A 21,603-nucleotide genomic window follows, 5' to 3' on the forward strand; every position below is an offset into this window, starting at 1 on the left:
AAGCCCGACATCATCCTGGTCAGGCTACCGCAAGGCGGAAGCAGACGCGCCCGGCACGGTTGCACGCAAGTTCCAGTCGGTAACCGGCAACCTGGGCATAGCGCGCCGCCTGGTATAGCCCGATCCCGTAACCACTGGCCGATGTCACCGGGCCCAGGAACAGGCTGGATGCCACCTCCTCCGGCATCGCCGAGCCGTTATCGCAGGCCATCAACTGGAAGCCGACAACGGTCATCGACAGTTCGATCTCGACACGCAGCGACGGCTCGCGCAGGTGCTTTTCCGCGGCGTTGCGAATCAGGTTATCGGCCACGCCGGAAAACACTTCGGCCGGCAGATCGCCTGTCAGCGGCGTCGCGGCGCGGAACTCGATCCATTGCAGCGCCGCCATGCGCTGACTGAGCTCACGCCACCAGTCGGCGGCGCCCACCCAGCGCGCCGATGCGATGTCCTGCGGCGCGTTGAGCTTGACCAGGGTTTCGGCCAGACGTTCGGTGATCGCCGGCAGTTGCCGCCGCAACAGCGATTGGTACTCCTGCGACGACTCGGCGCCCGGCTCGACGCCGGCCGAACACAGTGCATTGAGGGACTGCAGAAGGTTTTTCACGTCGTGGGTGAGCCGCGCCCCGGTTTCATGGATAGCCTGCAAATAGGACAGTTGCTTGAGCTCGAGGGCACGCTGCTTGTCGGCGTGGAACTGCGCCAGCAACTGCGCCAGCAGGTTGTAATGCCAGATCAGCGTCGGCGAGGGGGAGTGCAACGTATAGAACACGAGCACCATGCCGCCATGGCTGAACTCGGAGCGGCGGCCTTCCAGGGTGCCGAAACTGCCGCTGCTCCTGCCGGTGATCCACTCGCCACCGCGAACCCAGGGCAGGCGCTGCGCAATTTCCACGCAGGCCTGTTCGAGGAAGGCTTGCGGATCCTCTTCGCGCAGGGCCAGATTGGACAGGGCCTGCAACCACTGTTCCATGGGCAGGCCAATCGACATCATGTAGCGGGAGATCACGCTGCCGATGCCGGTGAATCCGGTACGCGGATTCGATACCAGGCCCAGCAACAGGAGTGTCAGGCCGGTCACCAGCAAAGTCTGCAGCATTGCCTCGATATAGCCGCTGCCCAGCAGCAACATGGCCGCCAGGCTGCCGAGCATCAGCACGGTAAGCAACAGGAATACGAAAAGGCTGGAAACAAAATCGACGACTTCGCGCGCTTTTTCCACCTCCTGCCCCGGCGGCAGCAGCGCCATCAGCATCAGCACCAGGGGCAGCCCGGTGAAGCCCAGCCAGAGGACTTCCGCCGGCGGCTTGGCGATGGGCACCGCCATCGGCGCCGCCATGATCATCAATGCGAGCAGGAGGAAGGCCAGTGCGAACAGGTAAAACAGGCGTGATGCCCGGCTTCCATAAAGCAGAACCTTGCCGCCGATGACGCCGGCCAGCATCATGATCCAGAGCACGATCATCCAGCCCTTCAGGTAGGCACCGGCCAGCAAGGCCGCGGCGACGACCGCCATCAGGGACGTCGGCGAAAGCCGCCGTTCTGTCTGCACGAAGGGTTGCCAGAGCATGAACAGCCCCAGATGGGCGATGAACAGGGTGCGCCCCAGAAGACTGTGGGGACCCTGCCACAAGACGAGGTACAGGGCCGCCAGCAAGGCCAGCAACAAGCCGCGGCGCACCGCGATCAATCGCGCGGAAAGCGTTTCTGGAACGGGAAGGATCGCCACGGAAAATGCCGGATCTGAAAGGCAGAAAGCGCGAAGGATAGGCCGATTCTAGCCACCACGATGACCATCGGTCTGCCAAATAGCTGACGAACCTGTCCAATAATCGACAGATGTGATTCGGACTTTGTTTAAGCGAATCACCTTTCCATTTGATTATTATAAATTAAATAGTCTGGCATGGACTATGCTTGTGTTTGGGCATCAACAACCACCCCATAGGGGAGACGATCATGAACAACAAACAATCCGGCTTTACCCTGATCGAAATCGCGATCGTGCTGGTCATCATCGGCCTGCTGCTGGGCGGCGTACTGAAAGGTCAGGAGCTGATCAATAGTGCGAAGGTCAAGAACTTCGCCACAGATTTCCGCAATATTCCGCTTCTGATCTACGGCTACCAGGACAAGTTCAAGGCCTTGCCCGGAGACGACGTTCAAGTCACCGGGGCCGCCGCCGGCAGATTCGGCACCTCCGGTACGAGTTGCACTCCAGACGCCGCTGGCATTTGCGCCAAAGGCAACGGCGTGATCAACGGTGTATGGACGGCCACCGCGATTACGGACGAAACCTTCACTTTCTGGCAACACGCTCGCCTGGCCGGTCTCGGCGCGGGACCGACGAACACCGCGGATGCCAACTACCTGCCACGCAATGCCGACGGCGGCCTGATCGGCATCGAGAGCGGCGGCGGCGCAACGGGTGGCGCGCTGATCCAGAACGGCGCGGTCGACGCGACCACGGGTGCCGTTACGGCCCTGGGAACCCCGACTACGTTCTCGCCGACCTATCTGATCTGCTCCGAAGGCATCCTCGGCAAGTACGCCAAGCAACTCGATACCACGCTCGACGACGGCCAGACAGCAACCGGCAACATGCGCGTCCTTACCATGGCGAACCGCGCTACACGCAACAGCCTGCCTGTATCGACCCTGCTGACGGATGATGCGACATCCTACGTGGTCTGCATGGGTCTCTGATCGGGACTCGCGTCACATCCTGAAAGCCCGCTTCGGCGGGCTTTTTTATTTCCCGCGCAGCAACAGTTCCTCCCCCGCCGTCACCGCCGCGGCGGTGCCGATCAGTACCACCACGTCGCCTTCGATCAGCTCCAGCGCGGGTTCCAGCTTGATCGCGCGCTGCGTGCGACGGCGGATTGCCGTGGCGCCAGCGCCGACTTTTTCCAGGTCGAGCGTACCGACCGCGCGGCCGATGGCCCAGGCGCCTGGCGTCAGCGTCACCGCGTGGAGGCGCGGCTGGTCGGCGTCTGCCAGGTGCGCGCCGGTGTCGGTGGCGCCATGGAAGAAGCCGCGCAACAGCGCATAGTGCTGCTCGCGCATTTCGCGCAGGCGCTTGATCACCTTGTGCATCGGGATCCCCGACAAGGCAAGCGCATGGGTGGCAAGCATCACGCTCGATTCCAGGGCTTCCGGCACGACTTCGGCGGCGCCCGCCTCGTAGAGCTTTTCACCATCGTCCTGTTCCGGCGCACGGGCGACGATGGCGACATCCGGCCGCAGTTCACGCACGCGGTGGATCACGCGCAGCGCGGCATCGACATCGGCAAAAGTGATGATCACCACGCTGGCGCGCGAGAGGCCGGCCGCCAGCAGGGTTTCCTTCTTCGAAGAATCGCCGTAGGAAACCGCCTCGGCCGCAATGCTGGCTTCGCGCACGCGTTCCGGATCGAGGTCGAGCGCCATGAAGGAAACCCCTTCGGCTTCGAGGAAGCGCGCCAGATGCTGGCCGGTGCGGCCGTAGCCACAGATGATGGCGTGCTTGTCGGAGGAAAGCGACTGCGCCGCCAGTTGCGTCAACTGCATCGAGCGCAACAGCCATTCCGACGCCACGAAACGGAACACCAGGCGTTCGGAGAAATGCACGATCAGCGGCGCCAGCAACAGCGACAGCACCATGGCGGCCAGCACCGGCTGCAACGTGGCCGCGTCCAGCAGGCTGACATCTTCGCCCCGGGCAAGGATGACGAAACCGAACTCGCCGCCGGCGCAAAGCCACAGGCCGCTGCGCAGCGCGGTGCCCGGCGTACTGCCCAGCAGCCTCGAGGCAACGCCGACCACCACCAGCTTTACCGTCATCAGCGCGACCAGCAGGCCGGTGACCAACAGCCATTGATCGACGATCTGCAGCACGTTCAGGCGCATGCCGATGGCGACGAAGAACAGCCCGAGCAGGACGTCACGGAAGGGCTTGATGTCTTCTTCGACCTGATAGCGGTATTCGGTTTCGCCGATCAGCATGCCGGCGGTGAAGGCGCCCAGTGCCAGCGACAGTCCGGCCAGCTCGGTCAGCCAGGCCAGCCCGAGCGTGATCAGCAGCACATTGAGCATGAAGAGTTCGGCGGAGCGGCGGCGCGCAACAAGGTAGAACCATGCGGAAAGCACGCGCTGGCCGATAAACAGGACCAACGAGAGCAGCACCGCGGCCTTTATGCCCGCCCAAAGCAGCGCCTCGGCCATCACCTCGAGCGGCTGCGACAGGGCCGGGATCAGCACCAGCAGCGGTACCACCGCGATGTCCTGGAACAGCAGCACGCCGATCACCTCGCGGCCATGCGGTGCGTCGAGCTCGCCGCGCTCGGTCAGCATCTTGGACAGCATCGCCGTCGACGACATCGCCAAGGCGCCACCCAACGCCAGCCCGGCCAACCAGGGTATGCCCGCCACGCGCGCCAGCACGGTAGCGACCAGTGCGCTGCCCAGCACTTGGGCCGCGCCCAGACCGAACACGATGCGCTTCATGCTGTACAGCCGCGACAGCGAGAATTCCAGACCGATGCTGAACATCAGGAAAACGACGCCGAACTCGGCAAGGTGCCGCGTCTGCTCGGTATCGGGCACCCAGCCCGCGGCATGCGGCCCGAGCCCGGCGCCGACCAGCAGGTAGCCCATGATAGGCGGCAATCCGAGCATGCGGAAGATCGCCACGACGACCACGGCAGCGGCCAGCAGCAGCAGGATCAGCGGCAGTGTTTCGGTCATCGGGCGGTCGCAGGCAGGGGCAAAAGAAGAAAAAGGCCGCGCAACGCGGTTGCTATAATTTGGCTCCATCATAAACGTCAGCCCGAGATGAACCAAGCCATTCCGCCGACCGCCGGAACCAGGAACGACGGCGATCGCGCCGTCACCATGGGCCGGCAGGTGCTGGAAATCGAGGCCGCCGCGGTGGCTGCGCTGGCACGCCGGCTGGGCCCCGAATTCAGCGCCGCAGTCAGGCTGATCCTGGACAGCCGCGGCCGCGTCGTGGTCAGCGGCATCGGCAAGTCGGGCCACATCGCCAGGAAACTGGCCGCCACCTTCGCCAGCACCGGCACGCCAGCCTATTTCGTCCATGCCGCCGAAGCCGTGCACGGCGACCTCGGCATGATCACGCGCGACGACGTGCTGATCGCGATTTCCAATTCCGGTGAGAACGACGAACTGCTGACCATCGTGCCGCTGGTCAAGCGCCTTGGCGGCAAGCTGATCGCCATCACCGGCAACGAGACCTCCTCGCTGGCCCAGGAAGCCGACATCCACCTCGATGCCCGCGTCGATCAGGAAGCCTGCCCGCTGAATCTGGCGCCCACCGCCAGCACGACCGCGGCGCTGGCGCTCGGTGACGCGCTGGCCGTCGCCCTGCTCGATGCGCGCGGGTTCGGCGCCGATGATTTCGCCCGCTCCCACCCCGGCGGAGCGCTCGGTCGCAAACTGCTCACCCATGTCGGCGACGTGATGCGATCGGAGGTGCCGACGCTCGCCGAGGACACGCCCGTGCCGGCGGCGCTGGCGGCGATGACCCTGGGCGGCATGGGCATGGCCGTGGTGCTCGACGCCGGAAGGAAGATCACCGGCATCTTTACCGACGGCGACCTGCGGCGCGCCCTGGAACGCCTCGGCGACCTGCGCGCCACCCCGGTGTCGGCGGTCATGACGCGCCACCCGCGCGGCATAGGCCCGCGCCGACTGGCGGTGGAAGCGGTGGAGATGATGGAAGCCAACAAGATCAACCAGCTGCTGGTGACTGACGACGCAGGCGCCCTGCTCGGCGCGCTGAACATGCACGACCTGTTCCGGGCGAAGGTGGTCTGATGGCCGGCGGGGCGACCAGCGCCATGACCAAGGCCGGTCAGGTGGTCCTGATGGGGTTCGACGTCGACGGCGTACTGACCGACGGCACCCTCTATTTCAGCGCCCAGGGCGATGCGATGAAGGCCTTTTCCAGCCTCGACGGCCATGGCCTGAAGATGCTGCAGCGTGGTGGCGTCGAAGTCGCCATCATCAGCGGCCGCAGTTCCGCCGCACTGGAACTGCGGGCGGCGAACCTCGGCATCACGGAGTTGCACATGGGCATCGACGACAAGCGCGCCGTGATGGGAGAACTCCTCGCGCGGCGCGCGATTGGTTTCGCCCAGGCCGGGTACATGGGCGATGACGTGGTCGACCTGCCGCTGCTGCGCGCCTGCGGCTTTTCCGCCGCGGTGGCCGATGCCCACGAGGAGGTACTCGGCCGCGTCGATTACGTGGCCGGCAAGAAAGGCGGCAGCGGCGCCGTACGCGAAGTGTGCGACCTGATCCTGCGCGCCCGGGGCAAGTGGGACGACGCCATGGCGGAGTATCTCGCTTGAAGAACCGCGGCGCCTCGCTGTTCCCGCTGGCCATGCTGGTGCTGCTCGCGGCCCTGACCTTCTGGCTCAATCGGGTGATCGAGGGCGACAAGCCGCGCGGCCCGCAACGGCACGATCCCGATTACTGGGTCGAAAACTTCGAGGTGCGCCGGTTCGACATGGACGGGAAACTGCAGCACACCCTGGTCGCCGAGAAGCTGCTGCATTACCCGGATGACGACACCACCATCGTCACGGCGCCGCAACTCACCTACCACCAGGGGGCGCCGGCGGAAATTTCGGCGCGCATGGCCTACGTCGGCACCGATGGCAAGGAGATCGACCTCGTCGGTGACGTTCGCATAGTGCGCCGGGGCGCGGCGGGCGACGTGCCGCCGACCGTGCTGGAAACCCGGGTGCTGAAGATCTTTCCCGATGCCGAAACGGGACGCACCGGCGCGCCGGTAGCGATCACCCAGGGCAGGAGCGTCCTGCGCGGCAGCGGGCTCGAGTTCGACAACAAAACCGGCGTGACGGTCCTGCGCGGACGCGTCACCGGCACCCTCCACAGCAACCGGACAGAAAAACCATGAACGCATTCCTACGCTACGCCGCGCTGGCCGGCATCGCCGGCAGCTTCCTGGCCCCAACCGTCGCCAGGGCGGAAAAGGCCGACCGCGACAAGCCGGTGAACATCGAGGCGGATCGGGTCAGTGTCGACGACGTGAAGAAGGTGCAGGCCTTCGAAGGCAACGTGCAGTTGTCCAAGGGCACGCTGGTGATCCGCGCCGAACGCATCGTCGTGATCCAGGACGATGATGGCTACCAGCGCGGCGTCGCCACCGGCAGCGGCGGCGCGCTGCCCAGCTTCCGCCAGAAGCGCGAGGCCCAGGATGGCTACATCGAAGGCGAAGCGGAGCGCATCGAACACGACGCCAGGGCGGAGAAAACCCTGTTCTTCAACCGGGCGCGGGTGAAGAGCGGGCTCGACGAAGTGCGCGGCCAGTTCATTTCCTACGATGCGCTCTCGGAACAGTATTTCGTCACCAGCGGCCCCAACGGCACCCGCGCCCAGGCGGGCAGCGGCGAGCGCGTGCGCGCCGTGATCCAGCCCAAGACCCCGGCAACCGGCGCGGCATCGTCGCCACCGGCGGCCACCCTCGTGCCGGCGCTCAAGGGCGCCGTGGATATCACCCCCCGTCAGGAGGCAAGCAAGTGAGCTACGAAAACATCATCGTCGAAACACGCGGCAAGGTCGGGCTGATCACGCTCAATCGGCCCAAGGCGCTCAATGCACTGAACGACAAGCTGATCGACGAGCTCGGCGCCGCGCTCGACGCCTTCGAGGCCGACGACGGCATCGGCTGCATCGTGCTCACCGGATCGGACAAGGCCTTTGCCGCCGGCGCGGACATCGGCGCCATGTCCGAATGGAATTTCATGGACGTCTACAAGGCCAACTACATCAGCCGCAACTGGGACCGCATCACCCGCTGCCGCAAGCCGCTGATCGCGGCCGTGGCCGGCTTCGCCCTGGGCGGCGGCTGCGAACTGGCGATGATGTGCGACATGATCTACGCCGCCGATACCGCGAAATTCGGCCAGCCAGAAATCAAGCTGGGCATCCTGCCCGGCGCGGGCGGCACCCAGCGCCTGCCGCGCGCCGTGAGCAAGGCCAAAGCCATGGACATGTGCCTCACCGCACGCTTCGTCGATGCCCAGGAAGCGGAGCGCGGCGGCCTCGTGGCCCGCATCATCCCGGCCGACAAGCTGCTCGAGGAAACCATGGCCGCGGCGACGACCATCGCCGGATTCTCGCTGCCCGTGGTGATGATGATCAAGGAGTCGGTCAACCGCTCCTATGAATCGGGCCTGCAGGAAGGCCTGCTATTCGAGCGCCGTACCTTCCACTCGGCCTTCGCCCTGGCCGACCAGAAGGAAGGCATGAAGGCCTTCGTCGAAAAGCGCAAGCCAGTCTTCCGCGATTGCTGACACGCGAGCCCGGGAGTCCCCCCGGCATTCCCTGCGAATATCCTTCTGCGTCGCACCATTAAAGGCCCTACGGGGCCTTTTCTGCATTTTCAATACACTGTTTTATATAAATTTCTATTCTCAAAAAAATAAATGTTGCGTTGCACCAAAAAGTTCTTGACAGAGCGGTTCTCATCCCTATAATACGAATCATGATGCACCGCAACATCGACCCGGAACAGAGGGGCGAGCGATACAAAACCAACTTTCAGAATCTTTTGAATCCAATCCAGGAGAACATCATGAACGCCACCACCGAACAATTCGCCAGCGCCAACAAAGCCAACGTCGAGACCCTGCTGACCATCGCCAACACCGCCTTCGCCAGCGCCGAGCGCCTTGCCGCCCTGAACCTGAACACCGCCCGCGCCATGCTGGAAGACAGCGTTGCCAGCGCCAAGGCCCTGCTCGCCGTCAAGGACGTTCAGCAGTTCATCGCGATGCAGACCACGCTGGCCCAGCCCGCTGTTGAAAAAGCGGTCGCCTACTCGCGTAGCGTGTATGAGATCGCCACCCAGACCCAGGAAGAGCTGTCGAAGGTCGTCGAAGGCCAGTTCTCGGAAATCAACAAGAACGTCGCCACCGCCCTCGACAAGGCCGCCAAGAACGCCCCGGCCGGCTCCGACGTCGCCGTCGCCGCCGTCAAGTCCGCGATCGCCGCCGCCAACTCGGCCTACGACAGCATGACCAAGGCTGCCAAGCAAGTCGCCGAGATCGCCGAAGCCAATGTGGCTGCCGCGACCTCCGCCACCGTCAAGGCTGTCGGCACCGGCGCCGCCGCTCCGAAGGCCAAGAAGGCCGCCTGAGCAACACCGCAACGTCTCCTCCTCCGGCCCCGCAAAGGGGCTGGTTTCAGACCCGATGCCGCAACGCATCGGGTCTTTTTTATGTACCTGCGAAATGCAGGGACGGTATCCCCCTGTCGGATATGTCTGCTCTGGAAGAGCGGACCGTATGGCGGTCATCCTGCCAGCACGCCCCGAAAGTCGGCGCTGGCGCCACGGCGCGCAGCGCCTAAAGCTTCCTCAACCGCTCCCCCGCCGCCGCCAGCGTGGCTTCGTTCTTGGCGAAACAAAAGCGGATCACGCGCCGGTCTTCGCCGTCGGGATTGAAGACGGACACAGGAATCGCGGCGACGCCGTGCTCGCGGGTCAGGCGCTGGACGAACTGCGTGTCCGGCTCGTCACTGATCGCGGAATAGGTCGCGAGTTGGAAGTAGGTGCCGGCACAGGGCAGCAGGACGAAGCGCGAACCGTCGAGCTGGCGCCGGAAGAAGTCCCGCCGCGCCTGGTAGAAGGCCGCCAGCTTGTCCGCGAACTCGGGCTGGGCGCGCATGAAATCGGCCAGCGCGAGTTGCGACGGATGATGCACCGTGAAGACGATGAACTGGTGCGCCTTGCGGAATTCGCTGGTCAGCGCGCGCGGCGCCAGGCAGTAGGCCACCTTCCAGCCGGTCACGTGGTATGTCTTGCCGAAACTGGAAACGACAAAGCTGCGCTCGCGCAGGCCCGGATAGCGGCTCACGCTTTCGTGCCGCCGCGCGGTCGGGGCGCCACCGTCGGCGGTGAACACCACATGCTCGTAAACCTCGTCGCTGACCACCACGATCTTGGTGTTGCGCACCAGGGTTTCCAGCATCGCCATGTCATCGGTCGACCACACCGAACCGCTGGGATTGTGGGGCGAATTGATGATGATCATTCGCGTGCGCGGCGTGATCAGCGCGCGCACCTCGTCCCAGTCGGGGCGGTAGCCGGGAAAGCGCAGGTGCGCATACACGGCGCGGCCGCCGTTGAGTTCGATGCCGGGAACATAGGAGTCATACACGGGGGCGAAGACGATGACCTCGTCGCCGGACCGGACGCAGGCCGCGATCGCGGTGTAGATCGCCTGCGTGGCGCCCGCCGTCACCGTGATTTCGCTTTCCGGGTCATAGCTGGCAAGGTAGAGGCGCGCCACCTTTTCCGCGATGGCTTCGCGCAGCGCCGCCACCCCGGCCATCGGCGGGTACTGGTTGGCGCCTGCCGCCATGTGGTGCGTGACGCGCTCCAGCAACAGCGGCGAAGGCGAAAAATCAGGGAAGCCTTGCGACAGGTTGATCGCGCCGTGCTCGACGGCAAGGCGCGACATGACGGTGAAGATGGTGGTGCCGACGTTGGGCAGGCGCGACGGAAAGTACAGGCTCATGGCGGGGGGCGCTCCGGGGCCGGCGCGCCGGCGCCGTTAGGCGCGGCCACGCGGTCATGCAGATCGGCGGGTAAGGCTCAGGACAGTCCGAGCAGTTCCACCTCGAACACCAGCGTCGCGTTGGGCGGAATCACGCCGCCCGCGCCGCGCGCGCCGTATCCCAGTTCCGGCGGAATGGTGAGCTTGCGCGTGCCGCCGATCTTCATGCCCTGGACACCCTCATCCCAGCCGGCGATGACGTGCCGCGCGCCCAGCGCGAACTCGAAGGGATCGTTGCGGTCCTTGCTTGAATCGAACTTCTTGCCGTTGGTCAGCCAGCCCGTGTAATGCACGGATACCTGCTGCCCTGCCGTGGCTTCGGCGCCATCGCCGACTACCAGTTCTTCGATGATCAGGCCGCTGGCCGTGGTGACTTGTGTCATTGCATTGCTCCGTGAAGGGGTGGTTGGACGCGGGAATTATGCCTGAGTGACCGCCGGCAACCGGGGCCGGAAGATATCGTCGGCGTTGATCGGCGGCTGCGGCCGCGCGAACAGGTAGCCCTGGAACTTCTCGCAACCGAGACCGAGCAGGGCATCAAGCTGCGCCCGCGTCTCGACGCCCTCGGCCACGATGTCGAGCGCCAGGCTCCGTGCCAGACCGATGATCGCGGTGACGATCGCCGCGTCTTCCGGGTCGTGCGTCAGTTCGCGCACGAAGCCCTGGTCGACCTTCAGCTTGTGCACCGGGAAGCGCTTGAGATAGGCAAGGCTCGAATAGCCGGTGCCGAAATCGTCGATCACCAGCCGCACGCCCATGGCAGCGATCTCCTGCAGGCGCGCCTGGGTCTCCTCGATGTCGTGCATCAGGGTGCTCTCGGTGATTTCCAGTTCCAGCAAGCGCGCCGGCTGCCCGGTGTCGGCCAGGATGCGGCGCAGGGTGCCGACCAGGTCCTTCTGGCGGAACTGGCGCGGCGAAAGGTTGACCGAGACGGGCAGCAGGGGCCGCCCATGCTGCTGCCAGAGCCGGTTCTGGCGCAGCGCGGCGGCCAACACCCATTCGCCGACCGGCACGATGAGGCCGGTCTCCTCGGCAATGGGAACGAAATCGGCCGGCGCGATCAATCCGTCTTCGGCATCCTTCCAGCGCGCCAGGGCTTCCATGCCGCACACCGCGCGGCGCGGCCAGTCGATCAGCGGCTGGTAGTGCAGCAGCAGCGCGCCGCTGTCGATGGCGTGGCGCAGGCGGCTCTCCAGCTTGAAGAAGTGCGCCGCCTGCTCGTTCATCTTGCGCGCGAAGAACTGGTAGTTGTTACGTCCGGCAGCCTTGGCGTGGTACATCGCGGTGTCGGCGTTCTTCATCAGCGCGAACACTTCGTCGCCGTCGTCCGGGTAGATGCTGATCCCGATCGAGGGCGTGGCACGCAAGGGGTGGCCGCCGATGTTCACTTCAGGCGAGAGGGCGTCGAGGATCTTTTCCGCGACCTGCGCCACGTCATCGGACGAGCTTGCTTCGTGCAGCACGATCACGAACTCGTCGCCGCCCAGGCGCGATACCGTGTCCACCGCGCGCACCACCCCGGTCAGTCGCGCCGCGACGTATTTCAGCAGTTCGTCGCCGACGGCATGGCCCAGCGTGTCGTTCACCGACTTGAAGCGATCGAGGTCGAGGAACATCACCGCGACGCGATTGCGGCTGCGCTGCGCCTTGGCCAGCGCCTGCTCCAGCCGGTCGTGCAGCAGCGCGCGGTTGGGCAACCCGGTCAGGCTGTCGTGGTGGGCCACCTGCCAGATGCGCTGCTCGGCCTGCATGCGCTCGAAGACTTCCTCCTGCAACTGCGTGTTGGCGCTGGCGAGTTCCGCGGTGCGTTCGACCACGCGCTGCTCGAGTTCGTCGTGGGCGCGCAGCAGCGCCTCCTCGGCCTGGTGGCGCTCGGTGACATCCTCGAAGATCCAGATCAGGTCGACACTGTCGTTGGTCCCGGCAACCTGTCGTCCGGTGACGCGTACCCAGAACGCGTGGCCGTCCTTGTGGCGGACGCGGGTCTCCGCGACGTGCGTGCCGCCGGCCAGGATCGGCGGAAAGGCGACCGCTCCATGGTTCTGGTAGTCCTCCTCGCCAAGAAAAAACACCCGCGTCGAACGCCCGGCAAGTTCCTCCGGCTCGTAGCCGAAAATCTCTGCGAGGCGCCGATTGCATCGCCTCACCATGCGATCGCTGGCGAACAGGATGCCCACCGCCGCGTTGTCGAAGATGATCTGCTGCTCGTCGTAGGCCTGGCGCGCGCGCGCCTCCGCCGCGCGCGTCGCGGTAACATCCTCGGTCAGCCAGACCGAACCGGCGTGCGGGGTGGTCGCATCGAAGACGCTGCCGCTGACCCGCAGCCACGACAATCCGCCGTCACTGCGCCGGTGCAGCTGCTCGCGGTGATGGACCCGCCCGGCGGCGAACTCGGCATAGACCTGCTGGCCGATGCGCTCGTATTCCTCGTCGCTGTCAAACAGCACCCGCGCCGAGCTCCCCACCAGCGAGCCCGCCTCGAGGTCGAACAATTCCTCGAAGCGCCGGTTGCAGCGCACGAACTCGCGGTTGCGCACCACGGCAATGCCGATCGAGGCGGTATCGAGGATCGCCGTCAGCTCCCGGGTGCTGCGTTCCAGCGCCTCGAGCATGCGGTGGTCATCGGTCATGTCCTCGATGATCCACAGCGTGCCATCGCGCGGCCGCTCGGGATCGACCGCCTTGGCCGAAACGCGGCACCAGAACAGACTGCCGTCGCGGCGTTTGAGCTGGACCTCGGCGCGGAAGGGCTTGCCCTCGGAGAGCACCGGCCCCGCCACGCGGCCGAGCGCGGAATACGCCTCGTCGTCCGCATACAGGATCAGTGCCGACTGGCCGAGGAACTCGTCCAGTTCATAGCCGAACATCCCGGCGCACAGGCGGTTGGCCTGCGTCAGCCGCCGATGTTTGGTGAACAGGATGCCGACCGTCGCGTTCTCGAAGATCGCGTTGAGTTCGAGGACTGCCTTCTTCGGCGCCTGCACCATCTTTCGACCGCCCCTCAGTCCGTATGCCGGCCCGTCGCGCCCTCGAGCACGCGCAGCAGCGAAGACGTGTCCCGCGTCCCCAGGCCCTGCGCCATGAGCGCGTTGAGCTGCTGCCAGACCGCCGCCGCGATCGGCAGCGGCGCGCCGACGCGTGCCGCCTCGTCCATCAGCAGCGCGTAGTCCTTGTGGTGCAGGCGGGCCTCGACGCCGGCGCCGAAGTCGCGTATCGCCATGCGTCCGCCGAAGACGTCCAGCGCGCGCGAGCCGGCGGAACCGCCGAGCATCGCCTCCCTCACCAGCCTGAAATCGAGGCCGGCCGCGGCGGCCAGCGCGGCGGCTTCGGCGCAGGCCTGAATCAGGTTGACCAGGATCATCTGGTTGCAGGCCTTGGCCACCTGGCCGGCGCCGGCCTCGCCGATGCGCACCGCGCTCTTGCCCAGCACCGAAAAGATCGGCGCCAGACGCGGCGCGAGTTCCTCGCGCCCGCCCCACATGATGGCCAGCGAGGCATTGCGTGCGCCGACGCCGCCGCCCGACACCGGCGCATCGACGAACTCCACGCCGACGGCGGCGTGTTTCGCCGCGATCGCGCGCGCCGCGCCCGGTGCGATGGTGGAAAAATCGATATGGATCGCGCCCGGCGCAAGGCCCGGCCGTAGCGCGTCGGCCAAACCCGCCACGTCGGCGCTGCCGGTGAGGTTGGTGCAGACGATCTCGCTGCCCATCGCCAGCTCATGCACCCAGTCGCAACGCAGCGCGCCCAGTGCCACCAAGGAGTCGGCGCTGGCGACACGGCGGCTCCAGACGCGCAGCGCGTGCCCGGCCTTGATGAGGTGTTCGGCCATGGACAGGCCCATGGTGCCGAAGCCGATGAAGCCAATGTTCATGCTTCGGGCGTGCTCATCTTCTCCAGCAGTTGCAGGGCGGTTATCGAATCGTTCTCGCCCATGCCGCTGCCGACGATGGCGTTGAAGACCTGCGCCGTAGCCGCCGCCGAGGGCAGCATCAGGCCCATGCGGTGCGCCTCTTCCATGACGATGCGCAAGTCCTTCTGATGCATCCAGGCCTTGAAGCCGGGCTTGAAGTTGCGGTCGAGCATGCGCTGGCCGTGGTTCTCCAGGACTTTCGAGTAAGCAAAGCCGCCGAGCAGGGCCTCGCGCACCTTCGCCGCGTCAACGCCGCTCTTGGCCGCGAAATTGAAGGCCTCTGCCACGGCCATGACGCCAACCCCGGTGAGTATCTGGTTGCAGGCCTTGGCCACCTGGCCGGCGCCCGAGCCGCCGATCAATGTCACCGACTTGCCCATCTTTTCGAGCAGCGGCTTGACCTTCTCGAAGGCCGCCGGCGTGCCGCCGACCATGATGGTCAGCGCGGCGTTGATCGCGCCCGTCTCGCCACCCGAGACCGGGGCGTCGACGAACTCGATGCCTTTCTCGGCCAGGCGCTGGCCTATGCTGCGCGCGGCATTGGGGTTGATGGTGGACATGTCGACCACGATCAGCCCGGGCTTGCCAGCGGCGGCCAAGCCGTCGGCGCCGAGGCAAACATTCTCGACATCCGGGGCGTCGGCCACCATGGTGATCACGACATCCGCATTGGCCGCCACCTGTGCCGGCGTCGCGTAAGTCTTGGCATTGACGCTGGCAAACGGCGCCAGCGACTCGGGGCGACGCGCCCACAGGTGCAGGGCATGTCCGGCCTTTTCCAGGTGCAGGGCCATCGGGCGGCCCATCAGACCCAGGCCTATGAATCCGACGTTCATTTTTTTTCCTCCGAGACGGCTTTCAGTATCAGTGGTACCAGGGGCTCCGGCAGTTTGATGCCGCCGCCGGTGGCGAAAGCGTGGGCGCGATCCGACATTTTTTTCCAGGTCTTGCGGATGATGTCCAGCCATTTCTCCTCGCTGTAGTCCGCGTGCTGGCCGGCAAAGCCGAGCAGGTAGTGTTCGATGAAAACGAGATCGGTGACATCCTCCATCATCTGCGTGTCGGCGTTCAGCTTGAGCTGGCGCTTGCCGACCGCCATCATCACCTTGGCTATCATCTCCTGGTCATAGCCGGCCTGACGCATCAGTTCGCCCGCCGTCTCGGCGTGGAACCTGTAGAGTCCCGTGCGCCAGGCGTGGTAGCCCTCCCGAGTCATCGGCTGGCTGTTGCGCGGCACCGTCCAGCGCTTGATGTGCTGGGCGCGCACGGCAAGCTGCGCCGCCTCGCTGGCGTCCGGTGCATAGCGACCGATCATGTCCGTCATGCGCCTGGCGTAGAGCAGTTCCTTGGGCTGGCCTTCGTCCTGGTTCGGATCTTCCGCGTTTGCCGCGTCAAAAAGGGTAATGGCCCGCTCGAAGCGGACCGGGTCCACGATCATGGACATCCTCCTGCTTTCTTGTAATTGCAAAGCCCGCTATGGTACCCGCTGGGCGACCCGCCGGCTCAAGTAAAGCGTTTCGCCTCCTCGCTTCGCAGGTATTTCCACGGCAGGGGCAGCAGACCGGGCACGCGCTCCTGGTAGCGGCGGTAGGTGTCGCCGTGGATGGCGATCAGCTTCCTTTCCTCCAGCCAGGAACCGGCGACGAAATAGATCGTGATCGCCAGCGCCGAAACCAGCATCGCCGCGTTCATGTCGCGGGTCCAGACGATGACCAGGCCGAAGCTGTACCAGGGATGGCGCACGAAACGATGCGGGGTGGAGAGCCGGAATACGTCGCGTTCGATCGCCTTGTCGCCATCCAGCACGCCGAGACCGAGGAAATCGTTCATGGCGTAGGCCTGCGACGACTGCAGAGCACCGAACAGCGCGGCGGCGGCAAGGCCGTTGGCCAGCCAGGCCCAGGCGCCGTTCCAGGCCCACAGCTCCGCGCCCGGCACGGCACGCATCAGCCAGATCAACGGCAGGACCGCGAGCAGCGCCACGCCGTTGTAGGCCAGCCGGTACCACGCGGCGAATCCCGGGAAACGGGAGGTCACCGCGGCCTTGACGCGCAGGTCGGCCAGCAGCGAATGCAGCGCGGCGTAGAGCACCCAGCCGATGGCCAGCGGCAGTTGGTCCATCATCGGAGCGCGATCAACTCCGGTAGTCGGCGTTGATCTTCACGTAATCGTAAGAGAAGTCGCAGGTCCACACGGTTGCGGTGGCCGAGCCGCGGCCGAGGTCGACGCTCACCGTGATCTCGGCGTTCTTCATGATGCGCGAGCCGTCTTCCTCGCGGTAGCTGGCGGCACGCCCGCCGTTCTCGGAAACCAGCACCTCCTCGCTGCCCGAACCCAGCCAGACGCGCACGCCGGCGGCATCGAGGTCGGCTATGCCGGCATAGCCGATCGCGGCCAGTATCCGTCCGAGGTTGGGGTCGGAAGCGAAGAAGGCCGTCTTCACCAGTGGCGAATGGCCGATGGCATAGGCCACCTGGCGGCATTCTTCCGCCGTGGCGCCAGCGCCGACTTTCACCGTGATGAACTTGGTCGCGCCCTCGCCATCGCGCACGATGGCCTGCGCCAGCTCCTGCGCCACGCCGATCACCGCGTCGCGGAGCGCCGGCCAGTGCGGAGAGGCGGCATCGACCTCCAGCCCCGCGGCGCCCGTACTGATGACGACGAAGGAATCGTTGGTCGAGGTATCACCGTCAACCGTGATGCAGTTGAAGCTCTGGTCCGCCGCGTCCTTGGCCAGTTGGGCCAGCAGGCCGGCGGCAATCCCGGCATCGGTGGCGACGAAGCCGAGCATGGTCGCCATGTTGGGCCGGATCATGCCCGCGCCCTTGCTGATGCCGGTGACGGTGATGGTCTTGCCGCCCAGTTCGATGCGCCGCGAGGCGGCCTTGGCCACGGTGTCGGTGGTCATGATGGCGTGCGCGGACGCGTGCCAGTGGTCGGCCGCGAGATCCGCCTTCGCGGCCGGCAGCCCGGCGATCAGGCGCTCGACCGGCAGGTGTTCGAGGATCACGCCGGTGGAAAATGGCAGGACTTCGCGCGGCGCGCAGCCGAGCAGACCGGCCACGGCATCGCAGGTCGCACTCGCCGCGCGCATGCCTTGCTCGCCGGTGGCGGCATTGGCGATGCCGGTGTTGATCACCAGCGCGCGCAGGCTACCATCGCCCGCCAGGTGCTCGCGGCAAAGCGTCACCGGCGCCGCACAGCAGCGATTCTGGGTGAACACCCCGGCGGCACGGCTGCCCGGCGCCAGTTCGACTAGCGTCAGGTCGCGCCTGTCCTTCTTGCGGATGCCGGCCTCGGCGGTGCCGAGGCGCACGCCGGCGACGGGGAACAGGGCTTCTGGGGCGGGAGTGGCGTAGTTGACGGGCATGGTGGCGGCCTGCGGAGTGGGTTCAAAGGAAAGCAGGCAGTTTAGCCGGCAACACCCTGCCAAGCATCAAGAGTCGGCGCTGGAAGGACGGCGAATCCGGGCCGGAGATGCGGCCATCCCGCCAAATCCCGCAGCCCTTAACCCGGCGCCGACACTCGGGGGTCCAGCCCAAGACGGCGCGCGGTTTTGACAAAGCGCGCATCGAAGGTAGCGAGTCCGCTGCACAGACCGGACTGGGCAAGGTGCAAGGCGTCGGAGAAATCCAGTCCCTGTCGATACCAGACCAGTGCCTGGCCGACGGCGGCGGCGCGGTCGACGGTCAGGTTCTCGACCGCAAGCATGTCTTCGAACACGGCGGCGATATCGTCCGGCGGCATGCCGTAAGCGCCGCGCAGCACCCACTCGAGTTCCTCGATCACCGTCACCGGCACGAACAACCGGCTTCCCGACGACAGCAAGGCCTGGGCGCGCTTTCTTTGTGCTTTGGTCGCCGTGTCGGCATCGATTTCGACCGCAATGGCGCGTGCAAGGACATTGGTGTCCAGCGCGATCATGGCTTGCCCTGCTTCTTCGCCACCGCCAGGCCCTGCAAGTCTTCGACTGCCAGCGGCTTGCCGCGACGCTCGACGCGATCGAACAGGACCGAGGCCGGCTTTGTTTCCCCGGCACTGGCGGAGCGCACCAGAATCCCTTCTCCATTCGGCGCCAGCTCAACGCGAACACGGGTACCCGGCGCAAGCGAGACCTGCCGGCAAAGCTCGGCGGGCAACACAACTTGCCGCTTGCCCGAAAGAATCATGGTGGTCATGGCCGCCTCCCGATGAACGAATCGAGGCAGTATAGGCCAAACACCACTGCAGTTCAACGGCGTTCAACGACGGGCACGCCGTTGCCAAAACAACCGCGACCCTGACATCTTTCTACTGGCGGTGCGGCGATTGGACGATCTCTTCGCCGTCGGGACGGCCGGAGCACCGCCCCCCAACCGACTAGGAATCGCCGAACACCAGCCGCCATAATTCCCGCACCGCCGTGACGCGGGCGCCGACTTCTTCCGGTGCGACGCGCGCCTTGGTGCCGTTCAGGCGCAACCCATGCTGCATGCGACGGTAATCGCGGTAGGCGTTGCGCACCGTCTCGGCCAGTTCGACCGGGATCAGGCCGGCATCGGCGGCCATTTTCAGCAGCGCGATGTTGCCCTTGTTGCCGGTGAGCTCGTGGTGGGCGTGCGAATGGCCGAGCACCAGGTACTGGACGATGAATTCGACATCGACCAGGCCGCCGGGGTCGTGCTTGAGGTCGAACACGGTGTCGCGCAGGTCACCGCGCGTGGCGTGGCTGTCCATCATCTTCTGCCGCATCTCGACGATGTCCGCGCGCAGCTTGGCCTGGTCGCGCTGCTGACACAGCACCTCGCAGCGGATCTTTTCGAAAGCCTCGCCCACCGCCGGATCGCCGGCAGAGAAGCGGGCGCGCGTCAGCGCCTGGTGTTCCCAGACCCAGGCGGATTCGAGCTGGTACTTGCGGAAGGATTCCATGGAACTGACGACCAGACCCGATTCTCCGTTGGGCCGCAGCCGCAGGTCGGTTTCGAACAACTGGCCGGCCGCGGTCTGCGCCGAGAGCCAGGTGTTGAGCCGGGTGCCGAGCCGGCCGTAGTTCTCGCCGGCCTCCGGCGCCGGATCGTCGTAGAGGAAGACCAGGTCGAGGTCGGAAGCGAAGCCGAGTTCCTTGCCGCCCAGCTTGCCGTAGCTGATGACGGCGAACTTGGGCTGCTCGACATGGCGCTTCAACATCTTCAGCCAGGCGCGCGCGAGTGCGGCATCGAGCAGGATATCGGCGAGTTCCGAGAGGTGGTCGGCGAGCCGCTCCACGGTATAGAGGCCTGCCACATCCTGTGCCAGCAGGCGGAATACCTGGGCATGGTGCGTCTCGCGCAACAGGTCCATCTGCCGTTCGGTGTCCGGCTCCAGTTCTTCCAGTTTCACCGCGAGCTGCCGGCGCACGCCGCTCCAGTCGGGCAGCACGTCGAGCAGGCGCGGGTCGAGCAGCTCGTCGAGCAGGATCGGGTGGCGTTGCAGGTACTCGGCGGCCCAACTGGAACTGCTGACCAGCTCCGCCACTTTCCTGAGTGCCTGCGGATACTGCTGCAGCAGGGCGAGGTAGGCGGCGCGGCGCGAGATGGATTCGAGCAGGTCAAGGCTGCGCGAGAGCGTGGCGTCCGGGTTGGGCATTTCCGCCGCCGCCTGGATCAACTGCGGTACCAGTGCGTCAAAGCGGTCGCGGATGCTGGCGGCTAGCTGCTGGTAGCGCGGCCCTTCGCGCAGCGCGGCGACGCGTGTCGCGGCTTCGCGCGGATTCCTGTAGCCAAGATTGGCGAACTCCTCGCCCTGGTCCTCTCCGCCCGCGCCGCGCCACATGCCGGCCAGCTTGTGCTCGCCGCGATTGGGGTCGGCGAACACCGCCTCGAAGTGGCGCGCGACGTTGGCGCGATGGTCGTCCAGTTCGACCAGCAGGCCCGCGAAGGAACCATAGCCCATGGCGCGCGCGACGCGCGCACGGTCGTCGGCGGCGGTGGGCAGCATGTGCGTCTGCGCATCGTCGATGTATTGCAGCCGGTGTTCGACGCGGCGCAGGAATTCGTAGGCGGCGGTCAGCTCGCCCACCGTCTCCGTGGCCAGCGTCGCACTTTCGGCCAGCAGCCGCAGCACGGAAAGAGTCGGCTTGATTTGCAGCGCCGGGTCGCGCCCGCCGCGAATCAGCTGGAACACCTGGGCGATGAATTCGATCTCGCGGATGCCGCCTGGGCCGAGCTTGACGTTGTCGGCCTTGTCCTTCTTCGCCACTTCCTGGCGGATCTGCGCGTGCAGTTCGCGCATGGCGTTGATGGTGCCGAAGTCGAGGTACTTGCGGAAGACGAAGGGGCGGCGGATCGCCTCCAGCTCGTCCCAGCGCGAGTTTTCGCCATTGCCCGCGCCCTCGCCCGTAAGCGGCCGCGCCTTGATCCAGGCATAGCGCTCCCATTCGCGGCCCTGGGTGACGAAATAGTTTTCCAGCATCTCGAAGGAACACACCAGCGGCCCGGAATCACCGTTGGGCCGCAGCCGCATGTCGACGCGGAACACCTGGCCGTCGGAGGTCGAGTCGGCGATGGCATTGATCAGCGCGCGGCCCAAGCGGGTGAAAAATTCGAAGTTGGAAATCGATCTGGCGCCATCGGTGTCGCCGTCTTCCGGATAGACGAAGATCAGGTCGATGTCCGAGGACACGTTGAGTTCCCGTCCGCCCAGCTTGCCCATGCCGACCACGATCAACTCCTGCGTCCGGCCGTCGGTGCCGCGCGGCGTGCCGTAGCGCTCGACCAGGCCCTGGGTGAGCACCCGCGTCGCCGCAGAAACCGCCAGTTCGGCGATCAGGGTCATGCCTTCGACCACCTCGCCCAGCGGCGCCAGGCCGCACAGGTCGCGCGTGGCGATGCGCGCGTAGGCGCGCTGCTTCAACTGGCGCAATACCGGCTTGAGGTTGGTTTCAGTCAGGGCTTGCTCGGCCAGCCAGGCCGACAGCTCGTCGGCGCTCACCGCCTGCTCCAGCGAGGCGTCGATTTCGGCGGCCAGCGCGGGCTTCGCGGCCAGCAGTCGTGCAAAGTAAGGGGATGTTTCGGCGATAACGGCGCGTGAGGGCATCGGTTAGAATTTGTACATGCTGAACGCTGTGACCGCCCCATTCTAGCTCGG

Annotated in this window: 20 protein-coding genes; 7 read left to right on the top strand and 13 right to left on the bottom strand. The window is 65.8% G+C overall.

Annotated elements, in window-relative coordinates; translation table 11 throughout:
• Positions 1 to 19 precede the first annotated feature (19 nt).
• On the bottom strand, positions 20 to 1,729 hold the full coding sequence (locus J0M27_RS09310; protein WP_294990337.1) for a sensor histidine kinase: 1,710 nt from the start codon (positions 1,727 to 1,729) through the stop codon (positions 20 to 22).
• Between the two features lie 230 nt (positions 1,730 to 1,959).
• On the opposite strand from J0M27_RS09310, the gene J0M27_RS09315 reads away from it, so the two are divergent.
• Positions 1,960 to 2,706, top strand: a complete 747-nt coding sequence (locus J0M27_RS09315; RefSeq protein WP_294990339.1) for a prepilin-type N-terminal cleavage/methylation domain-containing protein — start codon at positions 1,960 to 1,962, stop codon at positions 2,704 to 2,706.
• 45 nt (positions 2,707 to 2,751) lie between these two features.
• Here the strand turns inward: J0M27_RS09315 and J0M27_RS09320 are convergent, their stop codons facing one another.
• On the bottom strand, positions 2,752 to 4,725 hold the full coding sequence (locus tag J0M27_RS09320; RefSeq protein WP_294990340.1) for a monovalent cation:proton antiporter family protein: 1,974 nt from the start codon (positions 4,723 to 4,725) through the stop codon (positions 2,752 to 2,754).
• Positions 4,726 to 4,872: 147 nt separating this feature from the next.
• Between J0M27_RS09320 and J0M27_RS09325 the strand changes: the two genes are divergently transcribed.
• The 6 genes from J0M27_RS09325 to J0M27_RS09350 all read left to right on the top strand — a co-directional run bounded on the left by J0M27_RS09325 (position 4,873) and on the right by J0M27_RS09350 (position 9,166).
• The gene (locus tag J0M27_RS09325; RefSeq protein WP_294990394.1) at positions 4,873 to 5,814 is read left to right on the top strand and encodes a KpsF/GutQ family sugar-phosphate isomerase; all 942 of its coding nucleotides are present in this window, start codon (positions 4,873 to 4,875) and stop codon (positions 5,812 to 5,814) included.
• 23 nt (positions 5,815 to 5,837) lie between these two features.
• The gene (locus J0M27_RS09330; RefSeq protein WP_294990343.1) at positions 5,838 to 6,350 is read left to right on the top strand and encodes an HAD hydrolase family protein; all 513 of its coding nucleotides are present in this window, start codon (positions 5,838 to 5,840) and stop codon (positions 6,348 to 6,350) included.
• The gene (lptC, locus tag J0M27_RS09335; RefSeq protein WP_294990346.1) at positions 6,347 to 6,922 is read left to right on the top strand and encodes an LPS export ABC transporter periplasmic protein LptC; all 576 of its coding nucleotides are present in this window, start codon (positions 6,347 to 6,349) and stop codon (positions 6,920 to 6,922) included. The genes J0M27_RS09330 and lptC overlap by 4 nt, the downstream gene beginning before the upstream one ends.
• Entirely contained in the window at positions 6,919 to 7,548 is a 630-nt protein-coding gene (lptA, locus tag J0M27_RS09340; protein WP_294990349.1) for a lipopolysaccharide transport periplasmic protein LptA, read from the top strand. Before lptC ends, lptA begins: the two co-directional genes overlap by 4 nt.
• Complete coding sequence (locus tag J0M27_RS09345) at positions 7,545 to 8,321, top strand: enoyl-CoA hydratase (RefSeq protein ID WP_294990351.1); 777 nt, start codon at positions 7,545 to 7,547, stop codon at positions 8,319 to 8,321. The genes lptA and J0M27_RS09345 overlap by 4 nt, the downstream gene beginning before the upstream one ends.
• A gap of 281 nt (positions 8,322 to 8,602) precedes the next feature.
• Entirely contained in the window at positions 8,603 to 9,166 is a 564-nt protein-coding gene (locus tag J0M27_RS09350; protein ID WP_294990353.1) for a phasin family protein, read from the top strand.
• Positions 9,167 to 9,374: 208 nt separating this feature from the next.
• On the opposite strand, the gene J0M27_RS09355 is transcribed toward J0M27_RS09350, so the two are convergent.
• The 11 genes from J0M27_RS09355 to glnE form a co-directional block, all read right to left on the bottom strand.
• Entirely contained in the window at positions 9,375 to 10,547 is a 1,173-nt protein-coding gene (locus tag J0M27_RS09355) for a pyridoxal phosphate-dependent aminotransferase (protein ID WP_294990355.1), read from the bottom strand.
• 77 nt (positions 10,548 to 10,624) lie between these two features.
• A complete protein-coding gene (locus tag J0M27_RS09360) occupies positions 10,625 to 10,969 on the bottom strand; it encodes an FKBP-type peptidyl-prolyl cis-trans isomerase (RefSeq protein WP_294990357.1) in 345 nt (114 codons plus the stop codon).
• Between the two features lie 36 nt (positions 10,970 to 11,005).
• Positions 11,006 to 13,573: an EAL domain-containing protein gene (locus J0M27_RS09365; RefSeq protein ID WP_294990360.1), complete on the bottom strand. Its 2,568-nt coding sequence runs from the start codon at positions 13,571 to 13,573 to the stop codon at positions 11,006 to 11,008.
• A gap of 14 nt (positions 13,574 to 13,587) precedes the next feature.
• A complete protein-coding gene (locus tag J0M27_RS09370; RefSeq protein WP_294990361.1) occupies positions 13,588 to 14,460 on the bottom strand; it encodes an NAD(P)-dependent oxidoreductase in 873 nt (290 codons plus the stop codon).
• Entirely contained in the window at positions 14,457 to 15,335 is an 879-nt protein-coding gene (locus J0M27_RS09375; protein ID WP_294990363.1) for an NAD(P)-dependent oxidoreductase, read from the bottom strand. Before J0M27_RS09375 ends, J0M27_RS09370 begins: the two co-directional genes overlap by 4 nt.
• Positions 15,332 to 15,937, bottom strand: coding sequence for a DUF4202 domain-containing protein (locus J0M27_RS09380; protein ID WP_294990365.1), 606 nt, complete (start codon positions 15,935 to 15,937; stop codon positions 15,332 to 15,334). Before J0M27_RS09380 ends, J0M27_RS09375 begins: the two co-directional genes overlap by 4 nt.
• Positions 15,938 to 16,002: 65 nt before the next feature.
• Complete coding sequence (locus J0M27_RS09385) at positions 16,003 to 16,623, bottom strand: hypothetical protein (RefSeq protein WP_294990367.1); 621 nt, start codon at positions 16,621 to 16,623, stop codon at positions 16,003 to 16,005.
• A 10-nt stretch (positions 16,624 to 16,633) separates the two neighbouring features.
• Positions 16,634 to 17,869, bottom strand: coding sequence for a bifunctional glutamate N-acetyltransferase/amino-acid acetyltransferase ArgJ (gene argJ / locus J0M27_RS09390; protein WP_294990368.1), 1,236 nt, complete (start codon positions 17,867 to 17,869; stop codon positions 16,634 to 16,636).
• A gap of 137 nt (positions 17,870 to 18,006) precedes the next feature.
• Positions 18,007 to 18,423, bottom strand: coding sequence for a type II toxin-antitoxin system VapC family toxin (locus tag J0M27_RS09395; RefSeq protein ID WP_294990369.1), 417 nt, complete (start codon positions 18,421 to 18,423; stop codon positions 18,007 to 18,009).
• Positions 18,420 to 18,677 (bottom strand): AbrB/MazE/SpoVT family DNA-binding domain-containing protein, encoded by a 258-nt coding sequence (locus J0M27_RS09400; RefSeq protein WP_294990371.1) that lies wholly within the window; start codon positions 18,675 to 18,677, stop codon positions 18,420 to 18,422. Before J0M27_RS09400 ends, J0M27_RS09395 begins: the two co-directional genes overlap by 4 nt.
• 181 nt (positions 18,678 to 18,858) lie before the next feature.
• A complete protein-coding gene (gene glnE, locus J0M27_RS09405; protein ID WP_294990372.1) occupies positions 18,859 to 21,552 on the bottom strand; it encodes a bifunctional [glutamate--ammonia ligase]-adenylyl-L-tyrosine phosphorylase/[glutamate--ammonia-ligase] adenylyltransferase in 2,694 nt (897 codons plus the stop codon).
• Between the last annotated feature and the right edge of the window lie 51 nt (positions 21,553 to 21,603).

The organism is Sulfuritalea sp. (genome assembly GCF_017302275.1).
Lineage (GTDB): Bacteria > Pseudomonadota > Gammaproteobacteria > Burkholderiales > Rhodocyclaceae > Sulfuritalea.

Coding starts and splice junctions, on each gene's coding strand:
- J0M27_RS09355 (WP_294990355.1), bottom strand. CDS start 10,547: ATGAGCCTGTACTTTCCGTCGCGCCTGCCCAACGTCGGCACCACCATC.
- J0M27_RS09365 (WP_294990360.1), bottom strand. CDS start 13,573: ATGGTGCAGGCGCCGAAGAAGGCAGTCCTCGAACTCAACGCGATCTTC.
- lptA (WP_294990349.1), top strand. CDS start 6,919: ATGAACGCATTCCTACGCTACGCCGCGCTGGCCGGCATCGCCGGCAGC.
- J0M27_RS09330 (WP_294990343.1), top strand. CDS start 5,838: ATGACCAAGGCCGGTCAGGTGGTCCTGATGGGGTTCGACGTCGACGGC.
- J0M27_RS09350 (WP_294990353.1), top strand. CDS start 8,603: ATGAACGCCACCACCGAACAATTCGCCAGCGCCAACAAAGCCAACGTC.
- argJ (WP_294990368.1), bottom strand. CDS start 17,869: ATGCCCGTCAACTACGCCACTCCCGCCCCAGAAGCCCTGTTCCCCGTC.
- J0M27_RS09375 (WP_294990363.1), bottom strand. CDS start 15,335: ATGAACGTCGGATTCATAGGCCTGGGTCTGATGGGCCGCCCGATGGCC.
- J0M27_RS09385 (WP_294990367.1), bottom strand. CDS start 16,623: ATGATGGACCAACTGCCGCTGGCCATCGGCTGGGTGCTCTACGCCGCG.
- J0M27_RS09400 (WP_294990371.1), bottom strand. CDS start 18,677: ATGACCACCATGATTCTTTCGGGCAAGCGGCAAGTTGTGTTGCCCGCC.
- J0M27_RS09315 (WP_294990339.1), top strand. CDS start 1,960: ATGAACAACAAACAATCCGGCTTTACCCTGATCGAAATCGCGATCGTG.
- J0M27_RS09395 (WP_294990369.1), bottom strand. CDS start 18,423: ATGATCGCGCTGGACACCAATGTCCTTGCACGCGCCATTGCGGTCGAA.
- J0M27_RS09370 (WP_294990361.1), bottom strand. CDS start 14,460: ATGAACATTGGCTTCATCGGCTTCGGCACCATGGGCCTGTCCATGGCC.
- J0M27_RS09320 (WP_294990340.1), bottom strand. CDS start 4,725: ATGACCGAAACACTGCCGCTGATCCTGCTGCTGCTGGCCGCTGCCGTG.
- J0M27_RS09380 (WP_294990365.1), bottom strand. CDS start 15,937: ATGATCGTGGACCCGGTCCGCTTCGAGCGGGCCATTACCCTTTTTGAC.
- glnE (WP_294990372.1), bottom strand. CDS start 21,552: ATGCCCTCACGCGCCGTTATCGCCGAAACATCCCCTTACTTTGCACGA.
- J0M27_RS09325 (WP_294990394.1), top strand. CDS start 4,873: ATGGGCCGGCAGGTGCTGGAAATCGAGGCCGCCGCGGTGGCTGCGCTG.
- J0M27_RS09360 (WP_294990357.1), bottom strand. CDS start 10,969: ATGACACAAGTCACCACGGCCAGCGGCCTGATCATCGAAGAACTGGTA.